Source organism: Sphingobacterium sp. B16(2022), assembly GCF_012030425.1.
Lineage (GTDB): Bacteria > Bacteroidota > Bacteroidia > Sphingobacteriales > Sphingobacteriaceae > Sphingobacterium > Sphingobacterium anhuiense.
The window spans coordinates 514,944-530,108 of sequence record NZ_JAAUVN010000003.1 but is presented as its reverse complement, the minus strand read 5'-3'; the positions used below and the strand labels follow the sequence as shown (position 1 = coordinate 530,108).

10 protein-coding genes are annotated in these 15,165 nt (G+C 35.6%); 7 read left to right on the top strand and 3 right to left on the bottom strand.

From position 1 onward, the window contains the following. Window positions 1–181: 181 nt before the first annotated feature. Together HCX49_RS16740 and HCX49_RS16735 are read right to left on the bottom strand one after the other, a co-directional pair. Window positions 182–2,014: a fimbrillin family protein gene (locus HCX49_RS16740; RefSeq protein WP_168127679.1), complete on the bottom strand. Its 1,833-nt coding sequence runs from the start codon at window positions 2,012–2,014 to the stop codon at window positions 182–184. Between the two features lie 30 nt (window positions 2,015–2,044). Continuing rightward, complete coding sequence (locus HCX49_RS16735; RefSeq protein WP_168127678.1) at window positions 2,045–2,212, bottom strand: hypothetical protein; 168 nt, start codon at window positions 2,210–2,212, stop codon at window positions 2,045–2,047. Between the two features lie 1,213 nt (window positions 2,213–3,425). Between HCX49_RS16735 and HCX49_RS16730 the strand changes: the two genes are divergently transcribed. The 5 genes from HCX49_RS16730 to HCX49_RS16710 all read left to right on the top strand — a co-directional run bounded on the left by HCX49_RS16730 (window position 3,426) and on the right by HCX49_RS16710 (window position 9,331). Continuing rightward, entirely contained in the window at window positions 3,426–5,018 is a 1,593-nt protein-coding gene (locus HCX49_RS16730) for a fimbrillin family protein (protein ID WP_168127677.1), read from the top strand. Between the two features lie 30 nt (window positions 5,019–5,048). Then, complete coding sequence (locus HCX49_RS16725) at window positions 5,049–5,222, top strand: hypothetical protein (RefSeq protein WP_168127676.1); 174 nt, start codon at window positions 5,049–5,051, stop codon at window positions 5,220–5,222. A 316-nt stretch (window positions 5,223–5,538) separates the two neighbouring features. After that, complete coding sequence (locus HCX49_RS16720; protein WP_168127675.1) at window positions 5,539–5,724, top strand: hypothetical protein; 186 nt, start codon at window positions 5,539–5,541, stop codon at window positions 5,722–5,724. A 39-nt stretch (window positions 5,725–5,763) separates the two neighbouring features. Beyond that, a complete protein-coding gene (locus HCX49_RS16715; protein WP_168127674.1) occupies window positions 5,764–7,353 on the top strand; it encodes a FimB/Mfa2 family fimbrial subunit in 1,590 nt (529 codons plus the stop codon). A gap of 112 nt (window positions 7,354–7,465) precedes the next feature. Beyond that, entirely contained in the window at window positions 7,466–9,331 is a 1,866-nt protein-coding gene (locus HCX49_RS16710) for an acyltransferase family protein (RefSeq protein WP_168127673.1), read from the top strand. 78 nt (window positions 9,332–9,409) lie between these two features. Here HCX49_RS16710 and HCX49_RS16705 read toward each other — a convergent pair whose 3' ends face one another. Next, a complete protein-coding gene (locus HCX49_RS16705) occupies window positions 9,410–10,285 on the bottom strand; it encodes a tyrosine-protein phosphatase (protein WP_237682831.1) in 876 nt (291 codons plus the stop codon). Between the two features lie 518 nt (window positions 10,286–10,803). Between HCX49_RS16705 and HCX49_RS16700 the strand changes: the two genes are divergently transcribed. Both HCX49_RS16700 and HCX49_RS16695 read left to right on the top strand, forming a co-directional pair. Next, the gene (locus HCX49_RS16700) at window positions 10,804–12,720 is read left to right on the top strand and encodes a nucleoside-diphosphate sugar epimerase/dehydratase (RefSeq protein ID WP_237682830.1); all 1,917 of its coding nucleotides are present in this window, start codon (window positions 10,804–10,806) and stop codon (window positions 12,718–12,720) included. A 271-nt stretch (window positions 12,721–12,991) separates the two neighbouring features. Further along, window positions 12,992–15,130, top strand: a complete 2,139-nt coding sequence (locus HCX49_RS16695) for a hybrid sensor histidine kinase/response regulator (protein ID WP_168127671.1) — start codon at window positions 12,992–12,994, stop codon at window positions 15,128–15,130. The last annotated feature ends 35 nt before the right edge of the window (window positions 15,131–15,165 follow it).

Here is a 15,165-nt window from a genome sequence, read left to right as displayed (position 1 = left end):
TGAGTATGCAACAGGTTAGCAGTGATAGGAGGGTGCAATTGCTGATGCGGTTATTCTTGAATATCTTCATAAGAATGTAGTTCGGGTAAAACAAGAGCCGCTCCAGTTGAGGCGGCTCTTATTGTTTTAATTGTGGTTTAACTAAACTAATTGTTGTTAAGCTGATGTGCTAGCTTCTTTATTAGTTAGGGTAAACTGGCATCGGGTTGTAACTTGCTTGAGCGCTTTTTGCCGCCCAAGTTGCATCACGTACACAACGTATGTTCATTAGTGGAGAGTTGATGACACTCACTGCACCAAGAAGACCTGCGCTTAAAACACTTGTTGTTCTGTAGGCTTTGTAATTGCCTCCAGTGGTATGTCCTAAGTGATATTTTACTCCAAGATTGATTAGTGGTGATCCGATTAAGTTTTCGCTTGTCCAGAATGCGTTGTAGCTACCGTAGGTGTTTCCTAAATCAAGGGTAATTAAATTGTTTAATGCCCCTAATGTGTTCATGTAGCCATTATAGTTGAAGCGTAGTCTGTTTACAGATGAAGTCGCCGCGCCATATGCGCTGTTATTGCCTGTAGTAGGAGTAAATTCAGAATACGTAGCAGTTGCTGTTGAGTTTGCTACTCGGGCGGCTAATAAATCTTGTACAACTACTAATGCATCTATTCCGGCAACGTTTGTTAAGCCAAGATCGCCTAATAAACCGCCTAATAGGCCTACAGAGGTTACGTTACCTAGTTGTGCGGCTGTAGGTATTTTCCATAAGCCTGCAGGGTAAACCAATGCACAAGCATCTACGGCTGCATTTGCACTTGCTAACACGCGTGGGCGATGTGCTCCAAACGAGAAGAAGCTGTTAGGATCATTTGTTTGGGGGTTGGTGTGGTAAAAACGGTATGGTGTCGCATCGTTTGGTTTGTAATATAAATTTGATCTAGACCATTGTGCGGCGCCGGTACCGGAACCAAAAGATAATGCGGACTCTGTAATACCTACTAAGAAACGGTGATTTTTACCACGCTCAGGCGTGATTACTTTGCTTTGCGTAAGTGCTGTTGCGCCAAAATTACGTTCAGTACCGTTGTCTAGTTGGATTTTTAAATTTGATACAGAAACAGTTAAGCTCTGAGCTGTTTGGTCTGCAGTATAGTAATATGCTACCTTTCTGCTGGCATTGCCATCAAGATCGGTGAAATTCACCTCTGTTAGGGCTGGTGTGCCTCCAGATCCTGCTAGCGTAATTGCGCCGGATGTAAGATTGAAAGTAGCTGCTTTTGCATTTTGTCCTGTAACTGCTATAGTCGCTGAGTTTATTGGGGCAAACATACCTAGGGTGTTAATTTCAATGGCAATTCGAGCGTAAAGACGGTTAAAAGTGATGCTCAGTGGAGCTGTATTGCTATTAATAACAATGTCAGTAGCGCCTGAAGTTGCGTAAAGCACATCTTTATTCTCAGGTAATACAAGGTTGTTTGATGCATCAGCCTCTGGAATGGCGTCCGTGTTATTGTAAGACAGTGCTACCCATTTATACGATCCGTTTGGTATTTGGATTGGCGCTTCTGTTCCAGGTGTGAATTGCATTGATTTTGTGAAAGTATATGCACCGCCCTCATTTTTATATAAATATAAACGATAGGTCGTCGTTGATGTTAGCGGTGTAGATGCTGCCTTTAATCCGCTGGATGCTCTTAGGCCTGCCTGAGAAAGTGGCGAAGCGTCTGCTGAAGGTGCGTTATTGTCTACTGCAACAACAGCATCGAAACCGTTAGATTGGACTAGTTCTATTGAATTATTGCTGGATTTACTGGAGGATGTGCTGCTTTTGCTCGATTTTATAGCATTGCCTTCTCCGTCGCTGATGCCTGCGACACGAACTACGAGCTGGCTTTGGTCAGCGGGGGTTTCTTGGCCGCTCTGGCTTTTGTCTTTGTTGCAGCTCGTGACGGCTAAAGTGCCCAGTGCTAAGAATGCAGCAAGAGCAAACTTACTTGCTAAATTGTTATTGATTGTTTTCATAATGTTTTAATTGTTAGTTAGGATAAGTGATTAAAAGCCATCAACGTTCCAGCCGCTACCACCAGCACCTTCTTCGTCATTAATAGCAGGTGCACCTGGTTGCGCATTTCCTGATCCGGCAGCAATCCCTTGCTCTAGTTCAATTACGAGCTCCTCAATAGTTGGAGCCATGTACATTTTTTTGTTGTTCTTGTTCATAATGTTATTTATTTTATAATACCATACTGTCTCCAGTGTAGCTGTTAAATTATTTGTACGATTAAGTAATTTTTTTTATTTAACATGTTATAACATGGATTGAAACCAAGGGGATAGCTAGTAATTTACGTATCTCCTTGTTAGTTAGCACTTTACATGATTCTAAAAAATTATAGTTAATTAATGTGTGTAAATCTGCATTGTTGGTAACAAATTTTCTTTTCAAGATGTAATAATAGGAATTAATATCAACTTTGGCAAAATAAATATTCAAAAAATTACTTTTACCCATGTTTTAAATCCGGAAAATCAATTACCTTATTGTTTGTTATAACATTAGTTTTTGTTTTTTATTATGAAATAGTTGTTTATCTAATTTTCTTTTTAAGCTTTATAACAACTATATTTTATTGTTAATCAATAATGCTATTGTTTTCATTTTGTTTCAGGAAAAATAAGTGTGTTTTTAATCTAATTCCTATATAAAAAATTCAAATTAATGGATATTTAACAATTAGTTTTTATGTTTTAGTTTTATTTTTTTTTGACGGTTATTTAGTTAGCTTATTCGTATTAACAAAAATATTAGGAAAATTGTTTTTATAAGTTTAAACGAATTTGATTTAAATTTTCTTGATAACTTAAATGTAGTAGTTCTAAAGGTACTTGAAGGTTTATTCTGTATAAACCATGTAATCATCAATTGTAGTCTAATGTATTTTTAGCACTTCTATATGTATAGAATATATTTATTTATGTAGCAGCTGAGTTTAGTATTAATACAAAATAAACTGCTGTAAAAATAGATGCTCTCTTGAGATTATTATCTTCTTTATCAGTATAAAATGTTTTATTTTTTTTTGGAGATACTGCTATAGAAAGAAAAGTTATGTCCCAAAATTCTTTTCCGAAAACGCTGCTAAAAAACTTTTTAAATTAAAATCGATATTTAAATTCATACTGATTTTGGTCGAATGGGTCAACATTATTACAAATCAAGAAGGACGCTGTTAGGTGATGTAATGATCTGTCTACAAAAAAAAATATTGCGACTCAATTAATTCATTATTGCTTTGGTTAGCTATATCTTCGTTGCCATTATGTTGTGTAGCAAACTATTGACATGTTTTGGGAAAAGACATGAAATACTGCGCTAAAAGAAAAATTTATAGCATATCGTTTTTTTAACAATTTTAATGTAATGATTTCAAAAATGTATCAAAAATCAAGAAGTAAGGTTCTTCTAGCGATTATCGCTTTCGTATGTATGACCGCTTATTCCTGTAAAGAAACTCAAGATAGTGTCGCGAATGGCGAAACTGTTGTAAAAGTAAATCTTCTTGGCGTAGCTAATCCTACTGTAAGTAATGATAATACAGTTTCCAAAAAAGGAAAGGTTGGGCTAGAGGCGTCGCAAAGTAAACAAGTAGGTACTGTGCCTTTTTCTAGTAGTGGTTCCTTTGAGGTAACGTTAACCACTGCTCCTCAGGCTGTGTCTAATGAGTTGCAGTGGTCAGCTTCAAATCGCGCGGCAACTGCGACTGATCGCACTCCACTGGATGAAAATATTAAATATAAAGTATTGGTATATGATGCGGATGGTAATTATATAACAGAAAAGCTGTATACCAACGGAGTCGGTGATCAAGATGGTATCGCGTTAGATGCGGGAAAGACCTATTCGTTTATTGCCTATTCGGTTAATAGTACAACGTCAGTTCCTGCTGTAGTTGATGGAAGTAAACTGACTGAGGCTAGTTTAAAAGGAATTGATAGTGATCTAATGTATTTTTCAGGGAAAATGACTCTTGCAGCCGGTGAGAATAATTTGGATGTGATCTTAAAACATCAATATAGCCAGATTATCACCCGTATTAAAATGAGTCCGAATACAACTGGATCGATTACAAGTATTGTTACTCCGATAATAAATCCAACTCATGTAAGTGCAAACCTGAAGCTTGCAGATGGTAGTTTGACCTATAATGGCTTAAACAAATTGGGTGTCAATGTTGTGTTTCCTGCTTTAGGGAAAGGTTTGCGTGAAGTGACAAGTCTTCCAACAATGCTGATTCATCCTAATGAATCTGCTGGGACATTAAAATTTGGAAGTATCACGATTGATGGTGAAACAAAATCAAATATTGTAGTACCGGATTTAAAAGTTATCCCGGGACAGCGTTACTATCTAGATCTTGAATTTAAAACTTGTACACAGAATGTGGAAGGTGGCTCCGGTATGAATTGGTCGTTTGCTGAAAGAAAGCAAGGCGGAGTAGTGGGTATTGTTGCTGATGGTGTTTTTATCCCGAACGGACAAGCGCTGGAAAAAACTTTTACAGCTCCAGGAGCTGATTACGGTTTTGTCTTCGATATTTTACAGTTAGACAATTCCTTTAATATGGAAGTGAACGGTGTGAAGCTTGCTAAGCAGGAAATTCAATTTCAAGTGGATGCAATTTCATCTCGTCAAAATATCAAGTTTGCTGATGGTAGTAGTTTTAGTGGAAAAAATACGGAAAATGGAGCGACTTTGTCTAGTATTTATGGTTTGAAAGGTACAGCGTTAGCTCCGCTCATTAAGGTGGTTATTAGTCGTACAGGTGAGGTGACGATGTTTGCAAGTAAAAAATCTGGCGGTGCTTTATATCCATTGGTATTAAGCAATGGCAATTCATTTAATACTTTCCTTTGGGATGGTGCAAAAACAAATGTGGTTAAAGTTACGCAGTTAGTAGATGGTGAAACCATCATAAAAGGTGCAGGAAGCGGTGTGAAAAAAGTTTCTTGTAACCTAGTGAAATAGATAGTCTTTAATATATATAAAGTTGATAAAATGAGAACGGAATTGAAAAAAACATATTTAAGTCCACGAGTTGAAGCAACTCAAGTGGAATTAGAACAAGGTATCGCAGCGGGATCTGCTTGTGCTAATCCTGGAGATAATACTAATACGGTACAACAGGAATGGACCGATGGTCCTAATGATTCCCGCACCCTAGATTGGTAATGTTATTTTAAAAGTAAAGCAAGCTCCCGACCGTAAATCGGGAGTTTTTTTTGATCAAAAACTTCCTATTTATGCGAAAATTTCGTGTTTAAATATCATTTGTAGATGGGTAGCTACAAAAATGAGCATGCTTGTAGTTGACCCTCTACAAGCGTACTTATTTAGAGTAAAATCTTATTTATGTATTTTAATATTATCTAGTTTTGCACAACTTAAAATCTGAAAGTGAGGTTATAATCCCTTTATAAACAGTAGAATGATTTCGATTTTGGATTTTGAGATTATGATTTTGCACTTAAAAATAAAGATAATAAAAATGAAAACTAACAATGTATTTTTGGCTAACTCTAAAGGTCAATTAAGTTATGAATCTCCTCGTGTTGACATGCTGAAAGTTGAACTAGAGCATAGCATTGCAGCTGCTTCGGTTAATGGTGAAACCAATAATTCCATCAAAGAATCTTGGGGAACTGAGACGCAAGAGCACGAGATAGAGTGGTAGTAACTATCCCTATTTTTTTACATATTTAAAATCTAATTAATGAAAAATTTTAAAATTAAATTGGGCTTAGTTACTACATTAGCTTTTGCTCTATTTATTTCTTCTTGTAGTAAAGAAACAAATGAAGTTGTAAACGAAGGTTCAACAATCCGTTTAAATATTGGTCAAACTTATGCTAAAGCAGCTCCGGCGAAAGTAGGTTCTGTAGGGCGAACTTTTACTGCCTCGGCACAAACTGTTGAAGTTGCCTATAATAATGAGTATACGTTAGTCGCAACATTAACACCTGTAGCATTAGGTTCAAGCAATGATGTTTTGAAAGCTTCTAATCGTGCGGCAGTTACTAGTACGGGTAATTCTGAACAAGTTTTGAAGCAAGGAACGGTTTACTTTGTCGCTATTTTTGATGCTACAGGCAAATATAAGGAAACAAAATCTTTTACTCAAGGGGCTGGTGCGCAGGACTTCGCAATTGATAAGGGTAAGTATACCTTTGTGGTTTATGCTTCTGGTACGAATAAGTCTTTACCTACAATTGCCGCAAACGCAACTTTGAGTACTGTAAATTTTACAGGTCTTACAGCTGACAAAGATTTTATGTTAGATCAAGTTGAGTTTGAAGTAAAAGCGGGTCAAAATATTCTTAATGCAGATCTAGATCATTTATTTACACAGGTAACATTGAAATTTGATTCCTCTAAAATTGGTGCAGTAACTTCAATTGCTGGGGCTATTATTTCACCTTCGAATACGAATGCTGATGTTGTATTGTCTACGAGTGCTGTTACTTATGCAGGAAGCTCAAGTGCTCCAGTTGCCTTTCATTTGAAAAATACTACTGGCACAGTAATAGAGTCGGACTCTACATTCATTACAACTGCAGCAACTACAGCCGGTATCGTAGAGTTAACGGGGCTTTCAATAAATAATAGTGTTGCGAAACCATTATCATTTAAAAATTTGACCTTGAATCCGGGTATTAAATACATTTTGGATCTTAAAGTAAAAGCTCCTATTAGTGTTAATATCGGAGGTAAAGTTTGGGCTTTAGGTAACTTAACGTATAGTAATGGTGTATACGGTTTTGCAGAGACGAATGATTCCTATGGTAATTACTGGTTCCCAGGATTTCAGATTCCTAAAGTATTAGATGGTAGTGTTAACAATCAAAAACCTTCAACAGCTATTAATGGTGGCGCTACAGATCCTTGTTCTTTAGTGTTACCATTGAATACCTGGAGACTTCCAACTAAAGCTGAGTTTGATAAATTAAAAACAGACACTGATGCAGGTGGTGTTGATAATCCTCAAAATATTAATAAATGGGATCCTGCTCGCTGGGTGGATACTTATGATGGAACTGCCGGAACAAACTTAGGAATGTTTTTCGGTTCTCAAGTGAATCCTGGAGATGACCGTTATAAAGAATTCTATTTGCCATACGGAGGTTCGTATAATGACAATAATACAGGAGATTCATTTGGATCGCAAGGTTTATATTTATTAGCAAATAAACAACGTCTTCAAATGACTGGTACTAAGAATTCGCAGGGATGGTCAATTAATACTGCTGTCGCGGATGCAAACTTTGCTTTACAAATCCGTTGTATTAAAAGTGTAAGTAAATAAAATATTTTTTAATCTACCTTTTTGAAGAGCGCTTTCTATAGAAAGCGCTCTTTTTTTTAATCAGCTTATTTTTATAAATTTAGTGCATCCATCAAATTGGATGTTAGCCTAAATGACGTTTCGTTATGATATTGGCCTTTTGCGGGCAATTGCTGTTTGTTTTGTTTTACTCTATCATTATAATTTTCCATTTTTTGAGGGAGGATATATAGGGGTTGATATATTTTTCGTTATATCAGGATTTTTGATGACCAAAATTATTTTAAAAGAGATTAAAGGAGATCGGTTTTCTTATTTTTCATTTATTGAAAGAAGAATGAGGCGGATTGTGCCAGCACTGTTAGGTGTTTCAGTGGTAATGTTGCTATTATTGCCTCTTTTGTATTTTGATGTCGATCTGAAGCTTAATGCGAAGTATATTGCATTGAGTCTCGCATTTATGTCTAATATTTATTATGGAAGTTTATCTGGCGATTATTTTTCACCCGATGTCCAGGATAATCTGTTTTTACATAGCTGGTCCTTAGCTGTTGAATGGCAATTTTATGTTATCTATCCACTTGCTTTATGGACACTTAAGGATCGGTGGTACTTACAACATTTAAAACAATTTCGCTTCATTTTAATTGTTTTAACGGTACTTTCCCTTTCTCTTTGGCTTGGTATGGGAAGTCGTAGCAGTTGGGCTTTTTATTTGATGCCGACGCGGATTTGGGAATTTTTAATTGGGGGTTTGGCTTTTTTGTACAGTCAAGAATTAAAAGTTAGGTTGAAACCATTCTTAACAGCACTAACCATTATGAGCTTAGTACTAATGCTTGTTTCCGCTCTATTTATTCGCGCAAATCATACATGGTCTCCAATATTAGTTGTAATTCCTGTTTTGGCAACTGCTGTTTTATTGACTATAGATCATCAATTGGTATGGTTTCAAAATAGCGGAATTCAATTTTTAGGAAAAATTTCTTACTCTTTGTACCTGTGGCATTGGCCATTTTATGTGCTCTATCGAAAATTTGAGTTTTTGATGCAATGGCGTTATAGTATTCTTATTCCTTTTTTTCTTTCTTTTATTTTTGCTATCCTATCTTTTTATCTGTTTGAGCGAAAGAAAAATATATTTGGCGCTAAGATTTTAACAATTTCTGGATGTGTAGTTGCTTTACTTGCAACAATGCTCTTTGTATTTCCTAAGCATACATTATGGGATAAAATTCGCCTCGTTGATAATCAATATGTCCATTATTTTCAACAGGATGAGCATCAGCATTTGAACCCATGTAATTGCTATATCACAAGAAGCCCGAATTATAACACCTATGATAAAGAAGAATGTTTGAAAATCGATGTGGGAAAAGAAAATATCTTATTGATCGGGGACAGCCATGCGGCGCAGCTTTCTACGGCTTTTAGAAATGCCTTGAAAGAAGATCAGCATCTGCTTGAGATGAGTTTAAGCCTAACTTTTCCTTTTCCAGATCCAAAAGGTTATGATAAGTCAGTTCAGTTATGGGACTATTTTTATACCGAGTTCCTGCCTAAAAATGAGAATAAAATCAATAAGGTGTTTATTTCTGTTCATTGGTTAATGAATACATATGAGGAAATGAACTATACACCTAAAGAAATAAAGCAAGGTTTAAGTCAGATGACTGCGCTCTTTGATAGTTATGGGCTACAGTATTATTTCATCGGACAAACCGAACTTTATCGGGTTCCTTACCGACAGGTTGCATTAAAGAAAATGTTTAACCCTGTTCTAGATGAGCAGCAATTTATTCTAGACGAAGGGCAACAAGTTAATGAATTTCTGAAACGAATTATCCCGGAGCAACATTATATTGATATTTATAAACATGGAGAAATAGAGCACAATTCTCAGGAAATGGGGATGTCTTACATGTTTGATAAACATCATCTTAGTGCATTTGGGGCTAGTCAGGTTGTGGATTATCTGCTACGGAAGGAATATCTGTGATCACATATACGCTGTTAATGAAAAGGAGCTTTATACACGTTAGTATAAAGCTCCTTTTTTACCTGCTATTCCGATTATTTATCCGGCGATAATATGTTGCCCTTTGCCTGCATTGAAATGATCAAGTAGGGTCGGGTTTAAAATTGTACAGGTTTTTAGCATTTCCCGGACAGGATATTTTTCAACAATATCTTTTAATGAGCGGAGGTGCTTATCATGGTGCAGGTCTGTTCCGACAAAATCGTACATACCCGATTTAACAAGTGTCATGGCAATGGCTTTTACATCAACACCATAATATCTGCTCAGAGATAAAAGGTTTAATTGTAAAAAACATCCAGCATCTTTTATCTGTTTGTAAATGTTGAAATTGCTGTGATAATAATTATAGCGTTCGGGATGTGCCAATATAGGTTTGTACCCTAATTTTTGAATATTCAATATGGTTTGAAATAAAGCCTTCGATTCGGAAAGGTATGACATTTCAATCAAAACATATCCGCCAGGCATTAAGCACAAATCATTGCTCTCAACCAGTGCATGAAGGCCGTCGTCGATCATGTGTTCTGCGGCAGCAAAAATCTCCACATCGCTTCCTGAATTTTTTAATCCTTCGCTTAGTGCATTGTGGGCTTGTCCAATGCTAAATTTAGTATTAGGATGTACACCCTCCATGATATGTGGAGTACAAATAAATTTTTTGAAACCAAGGTTGCTTAATTCCTTAATATAGCCTAATGATTGCTGTACTGATGTGCTACCGTCATCAATGCCCGGTAGTAAATGATTATGTATGTCAACTTCAAGAAAATCCAATTGAGATATGGATCGGACCGAAGCGGCATTTTTATTTTTTGTGAATAGATTGCTAAAAAAAGACATCTGTGATTTTAGTAATAATTGTTTTTCGATAGTATAGATTAAAGTACGTTGCGATCTGACAAATATTCGCATATTAAGCAAAATTGAAATATGAGCTTAAAGCCTGTTTTCACAACGTTATTTTCCCCAATTTATTGTAAATAAATGTTCTCAATTAGTGTGCCAACATTACTTGTGAGGAAATGTGTTTGAAAGGATGATAATATAACTGTTTAAACAGTTAAAGCCTTGATAAAGAAATTTTTTAGAATTTTATTTAGTAAAGTTTTTAAATCAAAAACCTTTTTGTAAGATTTTTGTTATTAACCCTGCCACTTCGCTAGAAAGCATATTAAAAGTGAACCGGTTTTATTAATAATTAATAAATATGTGAAAATGTATATACGAGGATTGTCAATTTTTAAGTAAATTGGTGTTGTGAATTATAATATTGAATAGGAGCCATTTAAGGGTCATCTAAATACCCTTTACTAACCATATCCTATTAATAAGAGTGAACTGTTAGCAATAAGATTATGATAAGTTTTTTTGGAGATTTAAAAAGACATTTATATCGAGACCATCCGCGTTGGATTATTTTGATAATCGATATGTTTATTGTATTTGTCAGTTATATACTGTCTATTTATGTACTCTATGACTTTAAAGGGTTTGCTGATGTTTCGATGATGTTGAAAAAGCTAATCATTATTCTTTTCATATATTTTACTTTTTTTGTTAGCAATAGTACTTTTAAAGGGATTGTACGTCAGACGGGTATTCAAGATGCAATTAAAATATTTAAAACGACAGCAACAGCTTATATTGTGCTGATGCTATTCATGATTATCGTCAGGTCGGTTGTAGAGCGGGGAAGTACGGTGTCAGATTACCTGAGATTACCTTATGGACTATTGACCATGCAGTTCTGTATGTTACTGGTATTCATGATCGGTTCTCGTGTGGTATATCGTACGGTATTTGAATATCTCTCATTATCTGCCAGAAAGTTGGAAAACGTCTTGATTTTTGGTGCTTCTCGTCCCGGACTCTCAACTTATTCTCTTTTAAAAGAAGACCCTCAAGTGAAATATCATGTAATTGCATTTGTAGAGGATCAGTTAAATCGAGTCGGTAAACGGCTTGCGGGTTTAAAAATTCTGGATATAACTGAAATTACATCAGATTTTATTAAAAGAAACCGTATAACGGATGTGATTATTGCTGTAGAAAATAATGATCCGGAACGTTTGCAATATGTTTCGGATTGGTTTCATCAGCTTGGTCTTGAACTTAAAATCATGTCTCCTGCGCGTATTCTACCTAATTCAAGAGTGAATCGTGAGATCAGACCTTTAGAAATTGATGATTTATTGGGACGTAAGCCTATCAAACTGGATCATCAGGAGATAGAAGCCGAGATGGAAGGTAAAGTAATTTTGGTGACAGGTGCAGCGGGATCAATTGGCTCAGAGCTTGCTCGGCAAATTGCCCGACGTTCTTATAAAAAATTGATTTTATTAGATCAAGCTGAATCTCCTTTGTATGATATACAACAATCAATAAAATGCAGCTATCCTGAACATTTACATTGTGTTGTTGGAGATGTGCGTAATTATTTTTTCATGCAAAAGATATTTGCAGAGTATCATCCGGATTTGGTATTTCATGCGGCGGCCTACAAACATGTGCCCTTAATGGAGGCTAATCCATACGAATCAATACAGACAAATGTGCTAGGAAGTAAAAATGTTGTAGACCTCTCGATGAAATATGGGGTTAAAAAAATGGTCATGGTATCCACGGATAAAGCGGTTAACCCGACTAATATTATGGGAGCAACAAAGCGCATGGCTGAAATATATGTGAGCAGTTGCAGTGGAAAATCCGATACCCAATTTATCATTACCCGATTTGGTAATGTGCTAGGTTCTAATGGATCGGTGATCCCACTTTTTGAGAAACAGATGGAGCAAGGTGGTCCATTGACATTGACTCATCCTGATATCACCCGATTTTTTATGACAATTCCAGAAGCTTGTCAATTGGTCCAAGAAGCTGGAGTGATGGGAAAAGGGGGAGAGATTTTTGTGTTTGATATGGGTAAGTCAATTCGTATCATCGATCTGGCAAAACGTATGATTAATTTGAAAGGTTATCGTTATCCAGAAGATATTGATATCAAAATCGTTGGGTTACGCCCTGGAGAGAAGATCTATGAAGAGCTTCTTGCGAATAATGAGAATACAATAAAGACTCACCATCCCAAAATAATGATAGCGAAGGTAAATCACGACGATTTGCTTCAAAAAGTAGAACGAATTAATTATTTGTGTCAACATATAGTAGGTCCGCATGCTATTCTACCCGATTTTATGAATCTCGTGAGACATATGAAAAAAATAGTTCCTGAATTTAAGTCGCAGAATTCAGAATTCGAAATACTGGATAATGAAGTTTTGGACATGGAAATTATGGATAAAATAGTTTCTGAAGTACCGATCTATCCTATCGCTAGAAATGCTTAACAGGATATTTCCTTAATAAATAATTTCCTTGTTTAGGAGTATTATATTCTTTAATTAGAAAATTATCATTCGAAATATAGATTGATGTAGCGGGGTAGCTACAAATTTATAAACAATCTATTTTTTATCCAACGATCTTCATAGGTGTACAGTTATAATAGTTATTATTGTTACTATTTTAATGCTCACATAATTTGATGTCAGCAAAATATGCTGCATGGAGTATCGATGCCTGCGCTTGCCATACATCTGAAGAAAATATACTGAACTCTTGTCAACACTAAAAAAGAAAAAAACATTTCTCCTTCGAGCTTTATTGATCGGAGCACTTATTGCTTCTTTTATATACTTAGGTGTTATTTTTATTTACCAGTATTATGAACAGCAAAAGGTAAAAGAACGTCTTGATGCTGCATATGCATCTTCATATAAACAATCTTCTGGACTTGATCGATTATTCTCCGTATATAGTGAAGCCGAAAACCTTTTCAGGTTGTATACCGTGAATTTTGATAAGCCTACTTTTTCAGCTTACAAAAATAAATTGGATACGATTAGGTATTCTGTAGACTCATTGTCGAAATTGCCTTTGAAGGAAAATTTAATGCAGGTGAGTGCAGAAGATATGGAGCAAAAGAAGGTGCTTTCACAAGAATTTGCGACATTAAAGCAGACAGTAGATCAACTCATATTCTTTACAAAGGACTCCTTGTCTGTTTTATCTTCGTCCAATAAAACATTATTAAGGGATCCTAAGTTTGAGCAGGTCGATTCGATTGTAAAGAGGATAATGAGTGACACCTCCTTTAATACATTAAAGAAAGATACGACAATCCGAAAAAAAGAAAATCTCTTTAACCGTATTTTTAAAGCTAAAAATGATACGCTTGTCGCTAGGACGATTACACAGGATTTTAATACGTTGCAAAAAGATGTAATTTCCCGTAATATAGCCTACCTAATACAGCAAAATAAAAAAGTTTACCGTCAAAATTTAAAGAACCTCCAAGAAAAGTTTGTTGCTCTTCAAGATAAAGAAAAACAACTGGTGCTGGCAAATAGAAGCTTACTGGATAATCTGAGGAAGGGAATTGATGTTATTAAAAGTCACGAGTTAGCGCTACTACGAAAAGCAGAAAAAAAAGACTTGGCATTATACAAAGAAAGTACACATAATTTTAGAAATCAGCTTATTGGATCTTTTATCATAATTGGACTGTCAATTATCCTCATTTTCTTCTATCAGTCAAATGCCGTTTCTTATGAACGTAAATTGCAGGAGGAGAAGGATTATGCATCACAGGTAGCGGCTGAGAAAACGACTATTTTAGCTAGTGTAAGTCATGAGGTACGATCGCCAATCAATGCATTGCAGGGAATAATTAATATATTAAGAAAGAATAACGGTGGTAATGTGATCCATCCTGAATATCTTAACTCTGCTTCGCACGAAATAGATGTAATCAATAGTACTGTAAATGACATATTAAATCTGAGTAAACTGGAAGCAGGGGCAATGGATGTGCAATATGATTATTTTGCACCGCACCAATTATTACTAAATATCCTTAATTTACACAATCATCAAGCCCAAAATAAAAATATTACTATTGTTAAAAAAATAGAAATAGACCCTACATTATTAATTTATAGCAGTGAGTTTAGAATGAAGCAGATCGTTTCTAATCTGATCAGTAATGCCATTAAATATACTTCTCAAGGAGAAGTCAGTATCACTGCTTATCTGAAACTGAAAAATGGAAAAACAACGCTGTTTGTGGCTGTTCAGGATAGTGGTATTGGTATTCTAGAAGAAGAACAGGCGCTGGTATTTCGTCAGTACTATATGGCCGGAGCGAAGAAGCAAACAAGTAGTTTTGGGCTGGGGTTATATATATCGAAATTATTTGCCCAACAAATGGAGGGCAATATTGATTTGGTCAGCACATTAGGAAAAGGATCTACATTTACTTTGGTACTTCCTGTCGAAAAAACGAAAATATTAGAAACCACCGCTATACAGTATACATTGGAAGATCTTCCTCAAGAAATGAAGATTGTGATCATTGATGATAATAGGATTAATGTTCTTTACTTGAATCACTATTTTAAGGATTTTCCAAATGTACATATCTTTGAGCAAGGTCATGTTGCACTTGCATATATGGATGAAAATGAAGTTGATGTCGTAATCACAGATTTAAGGATGGCTGATCTTGACGGTTGGGGAATTTTAAATAAGATACGAGCAAAAAAAGAATGGGAACTAGTTAGGGTATTTGTTTTTACGGCAGACAGTATGTATCTGGAAGTTGATGAACAAAAGCAGGTAAATCTTTTTGATGCAAAATTGAAGAAACCACTGGATGCTCATGACCTAATTTCCTCTATTAAGAGGTCGATGGGATAACTAATGCGACTGCAATTAGTGTGGCCGGTAACTTC